This is a genomic window from Sulfitobacter sp. 1A13421 (assembly GCF_043557285.1).
Lineage (GTDB): Bacteria > Pseudomonadota > Alphaproteobacteria > Rhodobacterales > Rhodobacteraceae > Sulfitobacter > Sulfitobacter faviae.
This window is the reverse complement of record NZ_JBIFFQ010000008.1, coordinates 13,714-35,769: the sequence shown is the minus strand read 5'-3', so window position 1 is coordinate 35,769 and position 22,056 is coordinate 13,714. Positions and strand designations below refer to the sequence as shown.

The 22,056-nt window shown below is 60.9% G+C and carries 11 protein-coding genes; all 11 read right to left on the bottom strand.

All coding sequences use genetic code 11. From position 1 onward, the window contains the following. Nucleotides 1–34 precede the first annotated feature (34 nt). Nucleotides 35–1,156: a hypothetical protein gene (locus tag ACGYLI_RS13965; RefSeq protein ID WP_100161457.1), complete on the bottom strand. Its 1,122-nt coding sequence runs from the start codon at nucleotides 1,154–1,156 to the stop codon at nucleotides 35–37. Beyond that, the gene (locus ACGYLI_RS13960; protein ID WP_172720911.1) at nucleotides 1,153–2,928 is read right to left on the bottom strand and encodes an HAD hydrolase family protein; all 1,776 of its coding nucleotides are present in this window, start codon (nucleotides 2,926–2,928) and stop codon (nucleotides 1,153–1,155) included. Before ACGYLI_RS13960 ends, ACGYLI_RS13965 begins: the two co-directional genes overlap by 4 nt. A gap of 409 nt (nucleotides 2,929–3,337) precedes the next feature. Next, nucleotides 3,338–5,251 (bottom strand): type IV secretory system conjugative DNA transfer family protein, encoded by a 1,914-nt coding sequence (locus ACGYLI_RS13955; protein ID WP_394419633.1) that lies wholly within the window; start codon nucleotides 5,249–5,251, stop codon nucleotides 3,338–3,340. A gap of 14 nt (nucleotides 5,252–5,265) precedes the next feature. Then, a complete protein-coding gene (locus tag ACGYLI_RS13950; RefSeq protein ID WP_071974410.1) occupies nucleotides 5,266–7,194 on the bottom strand; it encodes a relaxase/mobilization nuclease domain-containing protein in 1,929 nt (642 codons plus the stop codon). Then, nucleotides 7,187–7,909 (bottom strand): helix-turn-helix domain-containing protein, encoded by a 723-nt coding sequence (locus ACGYLI_RS13945; RefSeq protein ID WP_071974411.1) that lies wholly within the window; start codon nucleotides 7,907–7,909, stop codon nucleotides 7,187–7,189. Before ACGYLI_RS13945 ends, ACGYLI_RS13950 begins: the two co-directional genes overlap by 8 nt. 412 nt (nucleotides 7,910–8,321) lie before the next feature. Further along, on the bottom strand, nucleotides 8,322–8,498 hold the full coding sequence (locus ACGYLI_RS13940) for a hypothetical protein (protein WP_394419632.1): 177 nt from the start codon (nucleotides 8,496–8,498) through the stop codon (nucleotides 8,322–8,324). Between the two features lie 637 nt (nucleotides 8,499–9,135). Beyond that, on the bottom strand, nucleotides 9,136–9,474 hold the full coding sequence (locus ACGYLI_RS13935) for a DUF736 family protein (RefSeq protein ID WP_017470241.1): 339 nt from the start codon (nucleotides 9,472–9,474) through the stop codon (nucleotides 9,136–9,138). 1,000 nt (nucleotides 9,475–10,474) lie between these two features. After that, nucleotides 10,475–13,813 (bottom strand): DEAD/DEAH box helicase, encoded by a 3,339-nt coding sequence (locus ACGYLI_RS13930; protein WP_120352554.1) that lies wholly within the window; start codon nucleotides 13,811–13,813, stop codon nucleotides 10,475–10,477. Nucleotides 13,814–13,827: 14 nt separating this feature from the next. Further along, complete coding sequence (locus ACGYLI_RS13925) at nucleotides 13,828–17,220, bottom strand: exodeoxyribonuclease V subunit beta (protein WP_209058342.1); 3,393 nt, start codon at nucleotides 17,218–17,220, stop codon at nucleotides 13,828–13,830. Continuing rightward, entirely contained in the window at nucleotides 17,220–19,874 is a 2,655-nt protein-coding gene (locus ACGYLI_RS13920) for a PD-(D/E)XK nuclease family protein (RefSeq protein ID WP_065331074.1), read from the bottom strand. Before ACGYLI_RS13920 ends, ACGYLI_RS13925 begins: the two co-directional genes overlap by 1 nt. 2 nt (nucleotides 19,875–19,876) lie before the next feature. Beyond that, a complete protein-coding gene (locus ACGYLI_RS13915) occupies nucleotides 19,877–22,054 on the bottom strand; it encodes a DEAD/DEAH box helicase (protein WP_065331075.1) in 2,178 nt (725 codons plus the stop codon). Between the last annotated feature and the right edge of the window lie 2 nt (nucleotides 22,055–22,056).

Sequence of the window (22,056 nt, the reverse complement as noted above, 5' to 3'; positions counted from 1 at the left end):
TGGGATGCTCTTATGCGGAATGGGTTTCTCACAGCTACTCAAACTTTCTATGGCGACTGACACGAGGGAACAAACCGCGTACCCTGTGCACATCTTCTGCCCACAAAAGGAAGATGGAGTTGTTGGGTGTATTGTGTGCCAGAACTACCGGCAACTTACACCCTGCATAACCGAAACGTTTGGACGTGCCACCAACCTTCGAATGTTCATCGTCTGCATCGGGGTCAAAGTAGCGGTCTTGGTTGGCAAGAGACAAAATTCCATCGTCCGTCGGCGGCACCAGCTTCACGCCGCAGTTGAGGCGATGAACAACCTTGAACTCGATTGATCCTTTCGAAAATGGCAGCTGTTCCAAACGCTGCTCGATGTGTTCTATCGCCTGATCAGCCGCGATGTAGATCACGACGAGCACCGAAACTCCGGATTGAGCCACGAGACTACCTAAAAGCTCATCGCTATCGAGTTCGCGGATAATTTTTGCAATTTTTCCGTCCCAGTCTCCGTTCTTTCCCTCTCGAAGGTAGCTGGTCCCACTCGCTGTAAAGTCATCCAGCAATACTACATACTCGAACTTAGCTTGATCTTCCGGTACTTCCGCGCCAGAGATCGTTGAGAGATCCTTTTGTAACTTTTCCGTGAACCCTTTGGCCTTTGGCGAAGACATATCATATGCGTGGAACACTTGCTCATGGGTGATGTCTTGTGGATGCGCCCTTCGAAACTGGTCAGTACGGGCACCGTCGCTCAATCCAAGAAACAGTGTCTTTCGTAATCTTGCGCGATATTCCTTGGATTTAACTATCGATTTTACCCGATGGGCTTCCAAAGCCGAATGGCTCTCCGCGGTATCAGCAATCAACTTTGGGCGAACAAAGGTTGGAAAAGCCAACCCAACAAGACTGTTAATTTCCGCATTTGAAACAAATATTAACCGTTCCTTGACGAAGGAATAGGCAATATCTCGTTCACCCTTGGTTTCAAACTGCTGCAACCACAGCGCTAGGCTCTCCAGAAAGCGGCGCCCAGGAGCGAACTGCTGATACTCGTCGTATTTGTAGGACGCAAAGCTTTCCAGCAAAGCTCTTTCCTCTGCCTTCTCGGCATCGGACCACCCCATTATCTTGGTAAGAAGTGTTTCAGCGAGTTCTTTCTTCAATTTGTCAGACCTCGGTCGGAGGGCTTAATCGCCATAGCCCAAGCCTCTTCAAGCTTTGCCAGCCTCTCAAGGTAGAAGACCGTCGCTTGTACACCACGGATACCTGCGGGAGCCAATGCCCAACCTGTTTTCGGATCTTCGCTCGCCCGATCGACACTCAGACCAAGTGGATGATCCAAAAGCTGAAAATCGTTCCCGACTGGATCGGCGCGGTCACCAATGCGTAAGACCGCGCCACTGTCTATTTTTGCATAGTTGCACAGCTCTTCGACCAGCTTAAGCTTGCTTTGCCCCCCGATTAGGACATCGACCGAGTGGCTCGAAATTACAACTTGCTTATCAAGTCCACCTAATCTCAACGCCTCACGAATTTCTGAGACCGCCCGAGATACGTCTCGTCTTCTCCGAAATTTTATTGAAATCTGTTTCGTGTTCGCTCGAATTTCGCAAGAAGACAGAAATGTACCCTTACGCAGTTCCTCGAGCATTGGATCAACCGCATCCAATTCGTCTAACAGGGGATCACGATCGTCGCTCAAAGAACTAATTACTGCGCCATTATAGTACCCCACAAGTACTCGCCCCCAGAGCTCTCGCTTTATGCTCGACCTTAGAGACACGCCCGCACTTGGTCCCCGACCCGTTGCAATACCTATGGGCAGCCCGCCTTCAAGGAGCCTATTCAGTTCTTCGGCTACCTTGGGCCGAAGGCCAACTTTGAACCGGTCGCGGTCATCAGAGAGCGTCCCGTCATAATCCATCACCAAACCCTGAATGGAAGCATCTCTGACAAAATTAATTGCGCTAGAATAATGCTCAAACCAAGTCTCCTTGTCTGCCCCTGAGAGATTAACTCCCTTCCGTGCGAGCGCAGCATTCAGGTTCAACTCCTTCTGAGATTCTGCAGGAAGCATCGGACCGATCCGATAGAGCCGCCTTCCGAATTCCGGCACTCCTGGCTTGGCGGGGTCTATTTTTGAGGCCTCGCCAGCTCCAAGGCTCAGATGTAAACCTGCTACGATTCCTGCAATAGCCTGTAGGTGTCTGGGTCCGCGAAAATCTATTCTCAGTCGCGGAATTTCTCGCGGTAAAGCCTCAAGGGTCTTGGTTGCGAGCTGCTCCATTCCGTCGCCCACCAAACAAACGATACCCGTGGACGCCTTATGTTTATGCATCCAGAAATGTCTTCCGTGCCCAAAATTTCGCAAGTCCGCAGCATGTAGGTTCCCCAGACCAGCTTCAACGAAACGAGACTCAAGATCGACAGACGTTGCTCGCAAGGAGTTCGTGAACAATAGGCTAACAGTCCGATTCAAGCACAGATCTTTTGCTTGACTGGCGATGTCCTCCGCGCTCCATCCGCAAATGATTTGGTGCATTAGTTCCTCAAGCGACGAAGGCAACTCCTCGCTATCAAATCCCGACGCTTGGTACGCTCGCAAAATCAGGACGGAAGACGCAACCAAAGATGCGACTGCCAAGAAACCGTCTTTAAAGCTTTCAGACTGAAAATCGACAATATCTGCGTACTGAAACCTTCGCCCCAAAGCGTGAAGTGGGCTCTCATCTTTTAAGACCAGCGCGGAAAGCGGCAAGAACTCCCGTTGAGCTGCGGCCTTGAAAGCCACACCAATATCTCGGTTTCGTCCACTTGCCGAAAAGCATGCAATACCGGCATTCGTAGTCGGGCCGGAAATGATTTCGAGCGGTGTGACAGCTTTGGCGGTTTCGCCTTCCATCAATTCATGCATCTGAGCCGCGAAGCTAGCCACAGAGTAAGATCCTCCAGAGCCAACCATCATCATGGGGCTCTCTCGCCAACCGTCCACGACTCGACAGAGTTCGGAGATATCTGCCTTCATGGCTGACTGATACGCGTTCTCAGCGCTGCGTAGTTCCGCTCGGTATCTCTCAGACACTGCAAGCCTGCCTTTTTTCTGTTTTTGCCCCCAGGGCTCCGTTGTGCGATCACCATCGAACTTTCGGCCGAATGGAAGAGCTCTGCTTGAGGGAGATTGCGGGGTTGAATGAACACCCACAATCCTTGTTTGCGACAGTTTTTTCAACCGTGTATCGCACTGGATCTTCAGACATTTGCAGGTCAGCTTGTGATGGAGTGACCGACAACCACGGGAGCGAAACCGCCAGTTCTCTGACTAGCACTGAAACACATTTCGGTCATTACCCTCCCAACAACTCCGCGATGAAATCCTCCTGCCGATCGAGCGCCGCCTCCCATTCCTTCGGCAGCGCCGCTTCCCGCTCGAGCGTCTCGGGCACAGGTTGCCCGCGCCTGGCATCCATCGTCCTCACGCTCATCGCGCGCGCTTCGCGGCGCTGTGATCGATCCCGCACAGGCGCGCGTTCGACTGGTTTCACCAGCTCGTCAGAACTTGCCTCGTCACCACCGTCGCTACCCCAAGGCCCCACACCCTGCACGCTCGGCGGATAGGGGAAGGGCTTGCCCTCCTGTCGTGCCAACATGTCCTTGAAGAACGGATCGTCGTAATACTTGATCCGGCTTGCCTTGATCGGATGCTGCGGCGAGGCGAGGATGATGACCTCGTCGGGGTCCATCAGGCGCGCTTCGGTCTCGGAAAGCAGCGGCCGTTCCTCCAGCCGCGCTGATGTTGACGTCGCGCCAAGGAAGCCCTTGTTCCGGCCATACATCCGGGTCACGGCCTCGCGGGTCGTGCTGCCTACTGCGGCGGATACCTCCTTCACGGTCCGCTGATCGCGGGGAGTGATATAGAGCTTAAGCCCTGCCCCGTTTTCGAGACTTTCGCGGCCCTCGGGCCCGTAGATCCGGTCGAGCGAAGCCAGCGACTGCGCGATCATCGCGACGCGGCCGCCGTAACTTGCCAGCGAATGGATCGCGCGTTCCAGATAGGGCATCGCCCCCATCTGCTGGAATTCGTCGATCATCATCATGACCGGCCAGTGCTCATCCGGACCGGGCTCGTTCAGCCGGATCGACGCGATGAGATCGGCGAACATCAGACGCAGGAGCGGCGCCAGCGTCGCGATGTGATCCTCGGAGACGGCGATGTAGAGCGATTGCGGGGTCTTTCGGAAGGTCGAAAAATCGAAGTCGCTCGCCTCAGTGGCCGAGCGCACCGCCGGGTTGTCCCATTGTTTGAGACCCGCGGTCATCAGCGCCTGGATGTTCGATGTCAGCAGCCGCGAGGAGGCCGAAGCGGCGTTGGTCCAGAGCTCGCGCAGGATGTCTTCTTCCGCCTCGTCTGCATAGGTCTTGTATTGCGCGTTCTTATATTCACCCCCGGCGACGATCTTGTTCACCTCGCCGAGGTTCGGCGTGCCGCGCTGGATCGCCAGCAGGCCGGCCGCGACAAAGATCGACTTGCCGGCCTCAGAGAAAGTGTCGAGCGTCTTGTTGTCCTTGTCGAGGAAGAGGTCGGCCAGGATCGAGACCTCGGTGAAGCGCTGCGCGAAGCTCGGAGCCTTGGCGATCCGGGCCAGAGGATTGTAGCGATGCGTGGCATTGGCCCAATCAAACGGGCTGAAGCGATAGACCTCGTCGCCGTTGAGCGCCCGCAGCCGTGCAGTCTTCTCGAAGTTCTCGCCCTTCACGTCGAGCACCACGACCGAGCCCGCGAAGCTCAGGAGGTTCGGGATCACGAAGCCGACGCCCTTACCGGCACGGGTCGGCGCCACCATCATCACATGGGGGATGGTGGTCGAGGAGATGAACTCTGCCTTGGAACTCGGCGCACCAAGCTTGCCACAGACGAAGCCTTTGCCCGGGGCCTGCAGCATGTCGTTCTTCTTCAGTTCGGCCTTCGTCTGCCAGTGTGCCGATCCGTAATCGTCCCGCTCCTTCTTCCAGGTCCAGGCAAGCGCCAGCGCACCGAGACCGATAGACCCAAAGCCAACGGCGCCAAACCCGACCTTGAAGGCCTCTGGGTGCGCCGCGCGGGTGCCGGCGCTCGCCTTCCAGAGCGCCAACATGTCGAAACTCTGAAACCCGGTTTTCAGGGCCAGGGTCAGGTAGAAGGCGGCAACGATGGTGCCGATGACGGCGCCGCAGATCACACCGAAAAGAAGCGCAGCCCAGAGGGGAAGTGTCTTGGTCATAGTGGTCATCCCCCTCAGAATTCCATCTCGTCATCGAGACCGCGGTCCCGACCGAGATCGCGCCCCATTTCCTGCGCCTCTTGCTGGCCGCGCATCCGCGCGACCTCGGTCGCCTTGTCCTGCTGCAACACGGCAGCGCGGTCGGTAAAGACCTGGTCGCCGGTCTCCTCGAAGGTCATTTCGAGGAACTCCTGCGTGACCGTGATCTGATCGAGCTTGCTCGGCAGGGCCGCATCCAGCACCTCGTAGTTGCCGCGGCGCAGCTCGGCCAAACCTTCTTCGCCCAACTCCTTGAAGAGCTCGGATTGCAGGGTTCGCTCGATGGTCTCCTCCTGTGCCTCGGTGAGCTTGCCGTCCCGCAGCATGTCGGCGAGGTCCTGCAGGTAGGGATTGGGCGTCCGGTCGTCTTCGTCGATGAGGGGCAATGTCGCCTCCTCCTCGTCCGCGAGGGTTCGCCCGATCTCGACGCCCAGTTCCTTCGCCCGCTCCATCAGCGCGTCCATCACCCCGTCGACCTTCTCGAGCGCGGCATCTAGCTGGTCGTCACTCGCGGTCTCAACGCTGAGACCGTCTTTAGCCAGCACCGCGTTCATGTCCCGCTCGACCCAGTCCTGCGCCATACCGTAGTTGCGCGTGCCGCCCGCCGCGATCCGGGCCACCAGCTCCTCGCTGTCCATGCCCGCCTCCTCGGCGCGCTCGAGCACATCGCGCAGCCCCTCATCCTTGCCGGACCGCAGCGCGTCGATCAGCACATCGCTGCCCGCCCCCGGCGGATAGGGTTCTTCGAGATGCTTGCCAAACCGCGCGCGCAACTCCGGGTCCGGCACCATCTGCGAGAGGTCCGCGATGATCGGTGCGGCCTTGGCTTCAAAAGCGGCGCGCTCGGCCGGGTCCAGTTCCTCGGCCTTAAGCCTCAGCGCCTCGATCGTGCGCTCGGAATAGTCGATCGCGTCACCGACGGTCTTGATGTCCTTCATGTCTATCTCTCCTTCGGTGAAGTTCCACGGCGTGCCGGAGCCAAGCCCGTCCGCCATGCCGCGTACGGCGCGCGCCATGTGGCGCTGGTCCATCCGGTCCAGCAGGTCGGCGAGGTTCTTGTAGTCCTTGGCGAAGCCCACCACCTGCGCCTGCGCGATGGCGGATTCCTGGGCCGTCATGACGATCTCGCGCGGCAGGCGGGCCTCTTCCTTGGCACGGTAGATCTCCTCGATCCCGGCAGGCTTCTCGAAGATGCCGCGCTCGAGCCGGGTGGTGGCGTCGAGCATCACGCCGTAGCGTTCCGCGATTTCAGCCTGCTTCTCGCGCATGAGCTGCGGCGACATCACGCCCTCGGCCCAGCACGAGAACCAGGTGCCCTTCTCGACGCCGCGATTGTTCAGGATGACGTGGGCGTGCTTGTGCGCCCGGTCATCATGAACCGCGAGGACATAGTCCCACTGGTCGCCGTATTCGCCGCTCTCGAAAAAATGCTCCGTCCAGTCCATGGCGATGTCGCGCACCTGATCGACGGTTACGTCGGTCGGGAAGGACAGCAGCATGTGCGAGGTGAAGCCGAGCTTGGTCGAGCCGCGCCAGGTCCCGGCCCAATCCTCGATGATGTCTTCTTTCTGCTCCTCAGAAAGCACCGCCGCATCGGTCAGCGCGTTGGTCATCGTCGAGTAAGTGTAGACCGCCTTGTCGTTGATGTAGGAGATTTGCGCCTCAAGCGAAGCACGCGTTTTGCAGCCCCCTGCCCGGATCCGCTTGAAGACCGCCGCGCGGCTCTGGCCCGACGCAGCCTTCAGCGCGTTGCGCGCCGACATGGATCCGACGCGCGCGAAACTGCGCCCCTGCCGACGCCCCGCCAGACGCGCGTCGATCTGCGCCGCGGCCTGACCCCGGATGCGCTCATCCTCCCAAAGCCGCCCCATGACCGAGGCATAGAGGGCGAGGGGATCAGCCATTTCGAGAGTTCCGGTTCTTCAGAAAATCATCGGCTATCGCCGTTCGCGTTCGCGGCTTGCCGAGAGGCAGCGAAGGGCGATGCAATTCTGAACCGGAACTCTCACGCACCAGCCTCAGACCGCTCCCGATCGCGCGCGGGTCATCCTCCAGAACCGCGCTCTCCGTCCCCTGCCCTTCTTCCTTTTGCGGCCACTCCTGATGACGCAACGCCTGCGCCGCATCTTTCATCCGGCCCATCTCACGGCTCATCGACTGCGCCAGATCAACGAGTTCGATCAGCACCGCGCGGTCCGCCTCTGAGACCTCCAGTCGGCCGCGATGCACCGCCTTGGCGAGGACCAGACCGGCGTCGCTTACATCCTTCGCCTGCCGCCACGCGGCGCAGAATTCCGCGACCAGATCACGGGGTACATCGAGGAAACCGCAGCGTCCGCGCAGCACCGCATTGAGCGCCTGCGAACGATTGGCAAAGCCCCGCGCGCGCCACTCCGCATCAAACGCTGCAAGCTCGGACTGGCTCGCCCGAAAGGCCACTGTCTCGCTCGGATCGCGCACCGCGATGCCCTCGCCCGCCTCCTCGTTCGCGAGCCGGTTCACATGACGCGGAGAGATGCCGAACGCCGCCGCCAGGTCCTTCGCGGTCTCGCCCGCCGCGAAGCGCCGCGCCACTTCGATGCGCTCTTCAAGCTTCAGGTTTCTCGCTGGCCTCGGCACGGGTCAGACCCCTCGGACAAAATGTGCAAACATTGGCCATATCCTGCCAACGTCTTCCTTCTCTCCTTCGCTTATACTTCAATACATCACATTGTGCAATATTACGTTTTGCATGATGTGTTTTTTTGCGGGCATTGGACACCATCAAGACCCCGCGTTGCGGCGCGACATGGAACGGGTCCCGCCCTCATCGATGCAGGACAACCAGGTCGAGTAGGCTTCCGAAACTTGCGCTCAAGCAGCACGCAACGACGAGCAGTCCGAGCGCCCGAGCCGGTCACGGATCGGCCACCAGGAACACGAATACGGCCCGCGCGGGATGGCGCGGGTCGCACCCTCTGAAGGCGTCACGAAGCTTCTGAGAGACGACGTCAAACCCCTGCGGACCCGAAGACCCGCAGGGGTGTCTGGGTCAGTGACCCAGTCCCTGAGAGCGCAGGTCGTCGTAGCGGCTGCGTGCGATCAGCGCTTCGGTCTCGAGGCTGTCGAGGGTCTCGGGATGGGCGTCTTCTTCGAAGGCGGCGAGGTAGGCTTCGAAGGCAATGTCGGCTTGCAGTTCGGCGAGGTCGATGGATTGTTCGAGTGTCATGGTGTGATCCTTTCCGTTGATCGTCGTTGGACGGATCGTGGAAAAGACCGGGGGCATGAGAGCGGGCTGCACCCGGCACGGGGCGGAATGAAATGGAGCACGCCGAGGGCAGGTTTGTTGTGAGCGGTGCCTCGCAGCGCTCAAGGCGCAGCCGTCCAGAAACCTGTCCCCGGCGTTGCCGACCGCTCGACCCCGGGCTAGCGATCTGAAAGGCCAACAGGTCGACGGAAAGGCGCGCGGCGGTGGCCCTGAAGTGAGACGCTGCCCCCCGGGATGCACGACGATGATTTGCGATTTCGTTGCCTGCGGCAAAGGGTGAGTTTGCCGCCCCTTGGCGCTTCGCCTAGACGACCGTGGCGCGGGTTGCTCAACTGAGAGAAGGGGTGCGCTTGGCCTCTCTCAGCGGGCTGCCAGCTCTCCCTGCGGACATTCGGTTCCGACTTGGGTTCGCGCGATGCACGTTGTAGCTGAACAAAAGGATCGGAGCCGCGTCAGCGACCTATCCAATCTGACTATCCGCCTCGGCGTCCGCGTCCGAAATATGCGGCGTCTTTCGGACACCAATCTTGCGCCCGCCCGGGACAAGTTCCCCCGGAACGAGAAAGTGCCAGACCGCCGAGGCGGTCTGGCCCCTGGCTCAGGCTGCGTCTTTCGGACCCCAGGGGATGACGGCCTGCAGGGACAGATCGTCCTGGTTCGCGGCCTTGCCGAGGTTGGCGTTGAAGCCGTGGTCGCGGATGGTCAGCGTGTAGTAGTCGGCGCCGGTCTCCTTGTTTTGCTTCTTCCAGATGCCGCCGCACTCGACCAGCTTGCCGCGCGGGGAGCGGCCGAGGACGCGGTGCGTGGGGGCCATCGGGTTCGTGCTTGCGACGGGCTCGACCGTGATGTCGAGGTCGAAGGTCAGGGTCGAGATGGAGCCGACGCCCTTGGCGGTTTCGATGTCGGCGCTGGTGAATTTGATGCAGTTCGTGGTCATTGCTCTTCTCCTTGTTTGCGTTGCAGCACGAAGTGCGGTCATGCAGCTGGCCAAGGCCCGGCCACACCGAAGGCGAAGCACAGCGGAGAGGGGCAGGCGCCGATCTTTTTGCTCCGCGCGGAATGGCCCGCAGGGGCAGGGGAAAAAGATCGGCGACAACCTTTGTGGACGGGACGACAGCTGCGACCAGCATGTCATGCAACTCAGACAAAGGGAGAAGTGCGGGGCCGCGAAGGAAACTGGGTGAACAGCCGAGGGAGAGAAATGCCTGTGGTGGCGATATTTCTGTCCTCTCGCTCCGAGCCGCATCCCGACCAGTCGGAGCTTTGCTGACCCTGCCTCACGTGCCGCGACGGCTGGTTTCCGTGGCAACGCGATGTGTTTTCTGGACGAACAGCATGGAGACCGTCGAAGCTTCGACAACGTGTCCGGATCACTCGAATTTCGAACGGACCCTCTACGGCAGCCCGATAGCCTGCGATCCGCGCATCACGACCATCACCGACCTTCTGCCAGCTGCGGCCAATGCAATCCGGCGGTCGCCGGAAATCGTTTGCGACCCATGATGACAGGGCGGCACAGCATGTCCGGCAAAGCACGGAACAACAGCGGCCGAGACGCGACGTACGAGATCACTGATGTCACGCGCCCGCCCCAGCGACCGTAACCGAATGGCCGAGATGAAGCGTTGCCACGACCATGCGACGGCTGGTCGAGCTGGCTCCGGAGGAGACGGCACGGCCAGCGGCACGTCGCAGGGAGAGGCGGCGTTTCAGCTCGGGGAGGGCGGCTGCGTGCAGCCGACCGAGTAGGGCGCGGTCCTGACCAAAGGGCAGGAGGGGCCAAGATCATCAAATCCGGACGACTGTTGCACACAAAGTATCCGGAGCCTCTCCGCACCAAAAGATGGAAAGCTAGGACAACTCTCAACGAGAAAGACGCCGAACATTTCGTTCGCTCCACTGCAATTGGGTTGGGCCATTATCTGGAGGTTGGCTTTCTAGCTGCTTGCGATAACCTTCAGCCGCATGGCGCGCGTTTCAAGGAGATAAGTCTCCACGCTGGCCAGTAGATGCAGTCCCTCCTCTGTGACAGCCGATCGCGACAGGCCAGGCTGAACGATGCGCACATCGAATTCGTAGCGATAGTCCTGCCAATTCGCTTTCAGCTTTTTGAGGAATGCGGCTGTTCCCTGTTCGAAGCGGGAAGTCTGGCCCTTCTCCAGCCGTATCTTCTCCCGCTTCAACATATGTATGAGCATTCTGTTGGGCCGATCACGCCAGCGTGCGGATTTCTGCGCTTGCCCGCAAACTTCATAGAGATCCTTCACTCGCGCGCCGGGCGTGTCGGAACTGGAGTATTTGCAATGGTGAAGCGTCACTTGGACGAGACCTTCAGTCACTCGAAGGGTGACGACGTCCGCGATCTCTCCAGCCCCATCATCGTCGAAGATGATGTCAAAGGCGTCGCCTTCTGCGAGCAATGTCTCGATTACGCGCCGTTGCACTGAGTCAGTCCGCTTTTCAGGACCCTGCGCCTCGGCACGTATATTGGTCTCCGACCAATCCCAAACCTCGATCCGATCAGCGGAATACGGTTCCACCAAGACGCCTTCAGGCAGAGCATAAAGGTGACTGTAGATCAGCAGTGAACCATCCCCAAAGTCGATCTGTGGGGAATCCTCGCCGAAGGATTCCGAGAGCGACTTCGTCTTGCCGCTGACCTTGACGGTTGTTTTCGGCCCATAGCGCTGCGGATAGCTGGCACCCCCTTCAGCAAAAACGATTTCGAATTCGGCGATGTGGTTATCGCTGCGCACCGTGAAGCGCAATGGACCCGTGCGTTCATGATCCAGAAGCTCGATGTCGCATTCAGCGAAGGCTACGGGTTTGTCGCCGAAACTGATTTCGATCCGGTCCTCGATTTGCGTCAACAGCGATTCCGGCCAGTGGATCGCGACCGGAGGCACCTGCGGGCGTTCGCTGATCTGGCGAGGTCGCATCGCACTCTTGAAGACGCCATCGGTGGTGATCCCTGGATCTTTGACGGCTTTGCCGATATCCGCGCACCAATCGACCCAATCAGTCAGATCGCGAACCCGCGAAATCGACCAGAACTTGCCTTTGGCCGAACAGCCACGAGAGGCGGGAACACCGTCGAGGAAACCGGTTGCGAACACGTTGTTCTTGATGCGCGACTGGGACTTCGCAGTGTCGAGTCCGTCGGCGACATCGACACCCATATACATGGAATAGCGGACACCGCGTCCCTGATGGTGCGTCAGGCCAAGATTGCGCAGGATCAGGCGATTGAACCCATGCAGGCTGCGGAAGACCTCCTCGCCCTCGACCCGGCGCGCTGCCTCACCGCAGACCGCCTTGGCCAATCGGTCATACGGTCCCTTGATCGAGCTGCTGATATATAGGAGCTGACTATCGGGATCCCAATGCATCATGTGCAGGTCCCAGGTGACATTGGTCGCGTGCTGGGCCGTGGTCCAGCCGGCCTGCTCTTCGGAGCGGGTGACGAAGATGGCGACACGCTGGTGTGGGTTGACCTTCATGCCGAGATATACGCCGGGACTATATAAGTCCTCGGCCCGCAAAGGCTCCCAACCGTCGCAGTTGGTGCGATAGACGACGGCGTTCATCTTCGGTTCGAGCGTCTGCAGGGGAATGTCGCTCAAGTCGCCGACAAAGCCCTTGAACATCTCGGCACGGCGGACTTGCCGGTCGATCTTCGCGGTGCTGAGTGCCTCGACCAGCGCATTCCAGTCGGCATCCTCCGCATAGAGCTTGGCCAGCGAACGATCAATGTCGTCAATGCCGGTGTTGGCGATGACCGTGGCGTCGCCGAGGCGTGGATCCTGGCGGGTGAAGCGGCCGACAAACTGGATGGTAACGGCGATGCTCTTGTGCGGGTCGTGCAGGGCGGCGATCTTCAGTTCCGGCAGATCGAAACCTTCGCCGAGCATGTCCACGCAGACAATGATCCGGCTCTCGAAGCGCCGCAGAGCGGCAAGGTTTGCACGGCGTTCACGGATCGACTGCTGGCTATGGACGATGACCGGACGAAGTTCTGGGTACATCTCGCTGTAAAGCTGGTGGAGGGCTCTGGCGCGGTCGATAGTTTGGCAACGCGCCATGGCGAGATGGTTGAGGCTGACGTCCAGATCACCCTGGAGGACTTCGCCGAGCTTTCCCGCGATCGCGAGATCGGCGTCTGCCTGATCGAGCCCGAAGACCGCCTCGAAGCGAATCGGCTTGAAATAGCCTTCGGCCTGCGCCTTCTTGAGCGGATAGGTGTAGATGAACTCGCCGTCGACGCGCCGGCCGTCCTCACGGAATGGTGTGGCGGTGAACTGGACGATCGGGAGCGGTGGCTCACGGTCCGCGAATAGGCCCCGAAAGCGCGCCCATGTCGGGGCGCCGATGTGATGAGCCTCGTCGATAAACAGCGCCGAGGCGCGTGCCGCCATCCGCTCCTGGACCGCCGCTTCGGCGCGACCGGCGATCTGCATCGTTGTGACGATGACATTGGCACTGTCGAAGATCTCATCCACGTCGGCTAGCCTCGTCGGAATGTGCGAAAGGCGCATCACCACTGGAAATGCTGCCTTGTCTTCCAGGCATTGCTGTTGCCTCAGCACGCCGAAGGTCTCGAACTTGCCCGCGATCTGCTCTCGAAGGGCGTCCGTCGGCACTACGACCAGTAGCCTCTCGAAGCGCTGGTGGACGTTGAGCGCGAGCATGGTTTCCGTCTTGCCGGTGCCCGTCGGCATGACGATGGTGGCCGGATCGATCGATCGCGTCGCATGGGCCAAAGCCGCGTGCAGTGCGCCGATTTGAGGACGTCGCAGACCGAGCTGGGCTGGCCGCTCGTTTTCGGCTGCTCGTCCCTCGCGGAGATGAAAGGCGCCCGACCAAGATGCCGAAACCGCGGCCAGCCGTTCGACCCGCGCTTGGCGACTCAACGTGTCGATGCGGATGGGCAACGGGGCCATCCACCGGCCTTCGCCGGCGTCGAGTGCTTCTACGATCTGCGCCGGCTCACTCGCGCCGGGGACCAGAAGAATGAGCTCCGCCTCCAGCGACGTAGCGGTCTTCGCGTTGATGATCTTCAGTATCTCGCCAGACGGCAGCGTGGTTTCATGACCAGTCACACGGCGGATTGAAAAGGGACGCAGACGGCACCGTACGCGCTGCGGCGGAGCCGCCAATTGGCGTATAGGGCTTCCCAGGGCCTTGCCCTCTATCGCAAGCCGAGCAGGCAGCAGCAGTTCGACTTCGGGATTGAAGAGATCATCTTGGACGGGCTCGGTGCGCTTGCGGGAGGCCATGGTCGCGTCCTCGGCTATGCCGCAATCGTCTGGGGAGAAGGCGGGACGGTGATCACCGTCCCGTTCGTCATCAGAACGATCAGGCCCCGTTCGGCTCCGGTCATATCGAGATAGGCACGCACCTGAGCCCGATAGTGATCAAGCGTCTCCTGGGCGGGATTCACGTCGCTCTTCCAGTCGATCACGACGGCTGGCCGACCTTCCGGATTAACCGAAATCGCGTCCGCGATGCCCGCCGTCGCAACCAGTTCGGCCTCCTCTTGCTGAAAGGCATAGACCGGAAACTCAGCGAGCAATGAGGGACGCAATGCCGCCACCTCCGACAAGGCCAGCGTTCGCGTCACGCAACCGGCCAGTTCCTCAGGCGAAAGCCCGTCCGCCGGATCGGAGGAAGGCTCCTTGCCGAGCGCAGAAATGAGGTCTCCAGCACGCGCGGTGAGCGCCTCGTCGGCCTCGTTGCATTCCCCTGTCAGGACTTCTTCCATGAGCTTGTGAAGGATCAAGCCACGTTCGCGTCCGCCCCGGATGGAGGCGAGCGCGTCGGCGTCCGGCACCTGAGCATCAGCCGAACCGGCCCAGATGTCCGGTTCTTCTTCCTGAAGCACTGAACCTGTTGTCGTCTCGTCGCGGCTCGGCGCAAGCCAGGTCAGATGCATCTGCCTTTCGACAATCGCACCAGCCTCAGTGGCGAAACTCTCCCGTGTCTGACCGTTTTCTGTAGCGGCTGTCGCCGCGATCGTGTCGAGCGGCAGATGCGACACGTCAAGGTGAGGGAGATCTGTCAGGGACAGGTCCACCAGGCCGATCCAGGCTGATTTCGAAGGCGTTACGTCGAGCCGCGGCAAGACCAAGAGTTCCCGGGCGCGGGTTGCTGCGACATACCAGAGCCGGACCCGCTCGCAGTCCAGTTCATCCTTCTCTGCCTGCCGCGCCGCGTCATAGCCGGACGGAGGGACACCCAGAACCGGGCAGTAGAAGGTATCAGTCTGGCGATCGGTCACAGCGCTGTCGGGCGCCATTACCCCTGTCATAGTGTTGATGGGGATGACGACCGGCCATTCAAGACCTTTCGCGGCATGCATCGTGTAGAGGGCGACGGCTTCTTCCTGCGCATCGGGCCGGCCTTCCACCGCGCGGGCCTCATCCGCCCATGCCGCCGTCATTGCCTCGGAAAAGGCCCGCAGACCCCGTACCGCATAGCTGACGGCGAGGCTGAGATAGAGATCGACATTGGCAAGTGCTCGTTCTGCCTGACCGCGATGCCGCTCCAGAAGAACCGGGCGTACCCGAAGGACGTCGACGGCCTGCGAAAGAAGATCGTGTGGTGTCGTGCTTTTGGCGCGTTTCTGGAGCCCTTGCAGCCGCTCGATCACATCGCGCGCCAGCGGATGCACTATTGCCGCGAGGTCGACGCCGAGGTCGAGCCGTGGGATCCGGACGGGTTCTTCTTCCGAACGCGGAAGCGCCCAGACGATGTCCAGAAGCTCCTCTTCGCTGAGCCCGACAAGCGGGCCGCGCAGCAATGCGCCGAGCGCCAGCGTATCACGACGATCGGCGAGAACTCGCGTGATCGCGATAAGGTCCTGCACTTCCTGCCGGCGAAACAGACCTTTGCCGGCCTGGGTTGCGACCGGGATGCCCCGGAGCTCAAGGGCTTCTTCATAGCGCCAGAGTTCCGCGCCGGTCGGGGCGAGCAAGGCGATGTCGCCCGGCTGGCAGGGGCGTTGTGCACCGGCTTTGCGATCCTGGACCGGATGGCTGCCGATCAAGCGTGCGCAAAGTTCAGCCACCGCTTCGGCTTCGGCGTCGCGTCGTTGCTCGGCACTGGCCTTGCCGTTCTCGTCAGCGACCGCGATATCGATCGCCGAGACGCAGACGCCGTCTTCCGGATCGTCGTGGAAGGGATCAAGCGCTGTGAAGCCGGGCTGGCCATCAGCCGACAGGACAGTCTCGAACCGTTCGTTGACGAAGGTGAGGATCGAGGCACAGGAACGGAAATTGGTCGAGATCGAGACGAGGCCGTCCGCGTCGTGTGTCGAGAAGGCCGTGCGAGCCTGGACGTAAGCGCCGACATCCGCGCCGCGGAAGCGATAGATTGCCTGCTTGGGGTCGCCAACCAAGAAGAGTGCGCCCGGCCGAATCCGGAAACGCGTCCAGTCCTGCGGATCATCACCGGGATCACCGCATAGACGCCAGAAGATTTCGGCCTGAAGCGGGTCGGTGTCCTGAAACTCGTCGACCAAGACCTTTGAATACCTCTGGCCGAGCGCCTGTCGCACAGTTTCATGGTCGCGCAACAGGTCGCGCGCGGCGTAGATGAGATCGTCAAAATCGAGCTGGGCGCTGGCGCGCTTGTGCTCACGATAGCGCGCAAGGATTGTGCCTGCTTCGTCGATCAATGTCGTGAGGACCTGGCCGGAAACCACCTGGAGTAGTGCGGCCCATGCGGCACAGCACGCTTCGTACAAACCGCTGGCCGTATCGTTCAGCCTGTCGCCGTCTGCCTTGGACAGCCCTGCCTGCTTTGCCGCTGCCGCCCATTTGCCCTTCTTGCGGTAGGCGTAAAAGCTGCCCGTCCCGGTCGTAAGGTCGGGATGCGGGCGTGCAACCAGCAACCCGACGAGCCCGGCGGGCGTGGAACCATCTGTAACCGATGGAAGGGCGGCCGCCATTTCAGAAAAGCGCACGGCGAAGACCTCCGTTTCCGGCTCATCAACGCCGGCGCCTTGCACAAAGGCCGAAAGTTCGTCGGCCGCCTGCTGGAAGGCTTGCAGGTGACCTGCAAAGGGCATCGCCTGCGGTGCGACCAGTTTCCTCGACCGCCGGAGGGCTTCGGCGATCTTGTGCATCAGAGCGACGGTCTCTCCCGGGTTATGCAGCACCATCTCGGCGAGGACGCCGCCCTGATCGCCAGACAATCGCTCGCGCAGCCAGCCTTCGACGATTTCGAGGAAGTTGAGATCGGCCTGGTTGCGGTCGATGACCGCTGCGCCCGGATCGATATCCGCTTCCGCCGGGTAGGGCTTGATCAATCGCTGGCAGAAGCCGTGGATGGTCGAGCAGGTGATTTCGTCGATCGCCGTGCTGGCCGACATCAGATTCTCGCGCTGTGCCGCAGACAGTCCCTCCGGCAAGCCGGCGCGGAGCTCCGGTGCGATATGGCCGGCGGCGAGATCTTCGACGAAATCCCGAACCCGCAGGAGGAGCTCGCTGGCCGCCAGTTCGGTAAACGTGACTGCCGCGATGGAACTTGGCGCGACACCCTGCGCCAGCATGACAGCGATCCTGCCGGCCATCACGGCGGTCTTGCCCGATCCCGCGCCGGCCTCAACCAGAATGGATCGGTCATGACGGCTGATCGCGTCATGCCGGGCGCCATCATCATTCAGAACTTTCACGCTGCTCATCATTCCGCCTCCCAGATCGGCGCGACCTCACTGAGCCGCTCGGTCGAGGCGGCTTGTTTGCGTTTGCAGTAGGTGGCGCCTGCGTTTGCCGGCAGGGCAAAAGCGAGATCGTCGTAGTCGCCTCCGGTATCCGGCCCGGGCAGTGCCGCGCCGCTGGCCAATGCGGTTCTCGCCGCCCGCAGATATGCCTTGATCTCCGCCAGGACGATGTCCGGCTCGTCGAGCTGGAGATCGAGCGGTTCACGCGGATAGAGCAGCGAGGCGCTGATCGCGATGTGGTCGCCCAGGAGCGCCTTGACGGCGAAGGCATAAAGGCAACGCTGAAGCTCGCGGCCGCCGTTTACACGGATGTCGCCTTTGGGCGGCTTGCCGGTCTTGTAGTCGCGCACGAGTGCCCGGCTGCCGTCATCAGCGATGTCGAGCCGGTCGATATAGCCGGCAATGTGAAATCCGGTGTCGGGGATGATCACCGGCACACTGGCGTCCCAGGGCAATGCCGCCTCCGACTTGGGCTCGGACCCGCCGAACGGGACCTCGCCAAAGGATCGGCTGCCCGGCAAATGATCATTGCCATAGGCAAGCGCCTGTCCGGCAAGAGCGCGCGCATCCCCGAGCGTGCGGCCCCAGATAACAGCGGGTGGAACGGGCCGCTCGCTTTCCCACTCGGCCGCCACCGCACCAGCGGCTTGGTCCACCGCAGCCTGAATGGCAGCCACGTCGGCCGACGCCAGGCCGCCCGTCGCTTCGAGGTTTCGCAGGGCGCGGTCGAGCACCAGATGGATGAGGTCGCCGGTTTGCAGGGCGTCAAGCACGAGCGGCTCGGCACTGCTTTGCGGGGATTTCCAACCGAGAGCATAGCGCCAGAGGAAATTGAGGGGGCTGCGCAGCAGTGTTTTGAGCGAGCTAGCCGACTGAGTCCGCCCGAGGATCGCGAGAACCAAAGGATGATCGGACCTGACCAGGCCATCATGAGCTGTCACATCGGCCATGCGCCAATCGCGCCAGCAGGAACGCGCACTCAATGCCTGGGGATCGGCAGCGAATTCCTGCGGCCGCGCCATCAGCCGGTCGGTTTCACTGAAGGCATGGGCGGGAACGGCGTTGCGCCGCAGATAGGCATCCTCGTCATAGGTGGCGAGGACGGGGCTGCGACCCAGCAATCTGCCGTCGCTGTCGCGTCGGGCGCGGGAGAGGACGACGTCGTTGCCCGTAGTGGCGAGGATCGTATCAAAGTCACGGCGATCTGCCAGATTGACGGGAAGCGGGTCGAGCTCGCCCGTTGGAATAATGTGGTCCGGGATCAGCCGATCTTCGGCGATCCCGCGTGGCCAGCGGGAGGAATTGAGACCGATCAGCCGAGCGAAGCGTCGCGGCGACGCGGCGAGCGCGCTGGCCGGCATCCAGGCCACGGAGACGGAGGCCTCGAGCCCGTCATCCTGTTTCAGTGTTTCCAGCGTGCTGTCGATCGCGCCGGCGGGCCCTGCCAGAAGGGCTTTGCGCCAGATGGACAATGCCCGGCCCTTGAGGAAGGCTTCGCCGATTTCCTGTGCCGCGTCCGGTCCCTTTGCCAGCAGATCGACCGCAGCACGCAGCACCGGGGCGTGATCCATGCCGTCGGGCCAGTCGTCTGGCGCGAGGCGCGCCAGCAGTTGGTTCCAGGCGGACGGTGTTGACAAGGGTGCATCGCTTGGAAGGACGCGCATCCAGTCATCGGGAAGGGAAGCCATAGGTGCAGAATCGCCGCACAGGGCGGCGAGACGGCGCAAGCGCGACTGCGAAAGGCCGCGCACGATGATGTCGGCGAGTGCCGCTGCCGCTTGTCCGTCACGTGTGGTGACGGCCGGGACGCCATGAACGAAATGCAGATCGATATTGGCATCGGCGCGCAACGCGAGAAAATGATCGTCGTAGTCGGCCGGCGACGCGGTGGCGATGGCAATGTCGGCGGGCGGTACGCCCGACGCGAGCAGCGACCGGACCCAACGCAGTGTCTCGACTGCCTCATGGTAAGCGGTCGCGGCACTGACGGATCGAATGGCCGGCGCCTCAGCATCGCCTCGAGCGACAGGAACGCCGCTTTCCTTGAGCCAGGCCGGGACAGGGCGGGGACCTGACGTCCATTGCATGGGGGTGTGCTCGGCGAGCGCCTTCAGTAGAGGCCGCCAGCAGGGAGACAGTTCGGTCAGTCCGGCGATTTCCATCGAGCCGAATATGGCGGGCGCATAGGTGATCCGGCTGATGGCTGCGGCGACAATATCGACCGGCCGCATCATTCCGCCCGGAAGTTCGGCAAGGACAGCGGCCTCCAGGCGAGCGATGGCTTCAAGCCTTGGATGATCACCTAAACGGGAAGCGAGATCGATACCGGCCCGCCACGCCTTGTGCAGTGTGTCGGCGGCCGCACCGATCATGCCCGGCAGCATCTTGATATCTTCCAATTCGCCCATCGGTGTTTCAGGGAGGACCGTCTGGATCGCCGCGCGCAGGCTTTCTTCGTCGATTGCGCGGGCGAAACCGCCCGCGAGCCGCACCGCGGCTTGTTCGAACGACATGATCTGGAGGCCATGTTGACCGCTGCGGGCTGCCACAAGGCGGGCCTCCCGCATTGCGTGTTGTCCATAGACAATAAGCGTGGACCGGCACGTCGTGGACATATTCAAGTTCCTTTTTGAAGAATAGCTTTGACCAAATCGGGAAGTGCTTGTGTCGAAAGCTTTGAGGATTCAGCGTCCCGAACCAAAAGTTCGATAGTAAGAAATTGATGGAACTTATCTGATATCAGATTGCCTGCGCCTGCGAACAAATCGACGGGTGCGCCAGATCGAATATCTTCCAGCGCCGATCGAAGATCGGGCGTTTCGTCCCCGGCCTCTACAATCAGAAACCCGTCATGCTGTTCGACCGAAAACCCTTGACTTCTGAGTGCGAGCGCGAGGGTTGATGTCTTCACCGTACCGACCCGCGTCGCAATGACTGATGTATGCTCGCCGATGCTGTGCATGTTATTGGCCCTAAACCCCAGCTGTTCATAGTGAGCACGCGCTTCCTCGAGCATCATCAAAGAGACTGTGTCCATGTAAGCTGGGCTGGATTCCCCCTCGAGCACGGCGAACATTCGGTCGATCACCTTGTCATGAATGTCCCCCGCATCGCCGCCGAAGACTGGAGGCACACCAGCCTTAGCGGGTTTCACGACGATGACCTTTTCCCGATCATGGATTTCTTGAACTATCCAACGCCGCCCAGAAAAAATCAGCAGCATCCCAGGAGCAAGAACATTGTCGATCGGCAGGGTTCCAAGATCCCGCCCCTCTGCGACCAACCGGAACTCCTCAGGCGTCTGGAACACCGCATAGAAGCTGTAATGCTCAACCAGCTTTTCGCCCGCGGGTCCCAAAAGTAGCAGCCCGCTGCCGGCCTGTTCGATCAAGCCGGTTACTGGGTGGCCGATTGCACGCAACACATCTGCGAAGACTTCGGTTGTGACCTTCCGAAAGGGGCCTTCGCGGCAGAGCACGTTGTAGACCACGCTTGCAGACGCACCGCCGCGCTGCGCTATGACTGACAGTATCTGATGGACGAGTGTCGAGAGATGAAGCGCCTGAGGTTTTGGCGGTTCGCACCAGCCTTCAAGCAGGAGGTCTATCATCGCGATGGACCTGATCAGGCCGAGCCGAAGGCGATCCACGAAACTGCTCTCCGGCGTCAACTTGGCTTCGATAGCGTACTGCCTCAGAATGGCCGGCTGTCCTTCACGGCGGCCTGATCGGCCAAGCCGTTGTCGCAACGCCGCGACGCTGAATGGCGCACCGATTTGAGCCACGCAGGTCACGTCACCGATGTCGATTCCAAGCTCGAGCGTCGACGTGCAAACGGCGGTCGTCGGTTTCGCAGGGTCCTTCAAGCGCCGCTCAACGAAGTCACGGTGTTCTCGGGAAAGGCTCGCGTGGTGGGGATAGAATTCCTGCGGCAGGTGCTCCCGTTCGCAAAGCTCCCGCAACCGATCTGCGTAAATCTCGACCCGTTGGCGCGCTCCGGCGAAGACCAGGTTTTCGCTGCCTCGAAGATGCTTGAACAGATGGGCTGATATCGCTTCGGTTGCGGATGGGCTGTTTTCATCTTCATCGCCTGAGAGGTAACCACGAAGCTGAAGCCTCAATTCAGCCTCGCCGCCATCTGCTTCGATCAGCTGGACAGCGTTTGCGGCGTCAGGGCGAAGATAGGCCTTGGCGAGGTCCATGTCGCCTAGCGTAGCTGACAGACCTATCCGACGGATTGGGCGCTTTATCGCGAGCTCTAGCCGTGTGAGCAGTGAACGGAGCTGGACACCGCGTTCGCTATCCAAAACCGTGTGCAGCTCGTCGATCACGACTGCCCGCGTGGCCCCAAACAGGCGTGCAATTTCCAAACCGCGACGAATGAAAAGCGCCTCAAGGGACTCTGGGGTTATCAGCAGGATCCCTTTTGGGGATTTCAACGCGCGCGTCTTGATCGATTGCGAGACATCCCCGTGCCAGGGAACAACCGGAATCTCTGCTTCCTGGCAGATGCCCTCCAGCCGCATGGCCTGGTCCGTGATCAAGGCTTTCAGCGGACCGATGTAGAGCAGGTCGAAACCGGTGCCGCCCGACGGCTCGTCAAGCACCTGTGAAATCAACGGCAGGAACGCCGCCTCGGTCTTTCCGCCCGCCGTAGTAGCTGCAATGATTAAATCGTCATTGGTTTCGCAGATCGTCCGGATGGATCGCGCCTGGATGTCGCGAAGCTCGCGCCATCCTTGCTGACGTATCCATTTCTGCACAGGCCTCGCCAGTTTGTCGAACGCACTGCTCATCG

Coding starts and splice junctions, on each gene's coding strand:
- ACGYLI_RS13955 (WP_394419633.1), bottom strand. CDS start 5,251: ATGACCAAGACACTTCCCCTCTGGGCTGCGCTTCTTTTCGGTGTGATC.
- ACGYLI_RS13950 (WP_071974410.1), bottom strand. CDS start 7,194: ATGGCTGATCCCCTCGCCCTCTATGCCTCGGTCATGGGGCGGCTTTGG.
- ACGYLI_RS13940 (WP_394419632.1), bottom strand. CDS start 8,498: ATGACACTCGAACAATCCATCGACCTCGCCGAACTGCAAGCCGACATT.
- ACGYLI_RS13935 (WP_017470241.1), bottom strand. CDS start 9,474: ATGACCACGAACTGCATCAAATTCACCAGCGCCGACATCGAAACCGCC.
- ACGYLI_RS13930 (WP_120352554.1), bottom strand. CDS start 13,813: ATGGCCTCCCGCAAGCGCACCGAGCCCGTCCAAGATGATCTCTTCAAT.
- ACGYLI_RS13925 (WP_209058342.1), bottom strand. CDS start 17,220: ATGAGCAGCGTGAAAGTTCTGAATGATGATGGCGCCCGGCATGACGCG.
- ACGYLI_RS13920 (WP_065331074.1), bottom strand. CDS start 19,874: ATGTCCACGACGTGCCGGTCCACGCTTATTGTCTATGGACAACACGCA.
- ACGYLI_RS13915 (WP_065331075.1), bottom strand. CDS start 22,054: ATGAGCAGTGCGTTCGACAAACTGGCGAGGCCTGTGCAGAAATGGATA.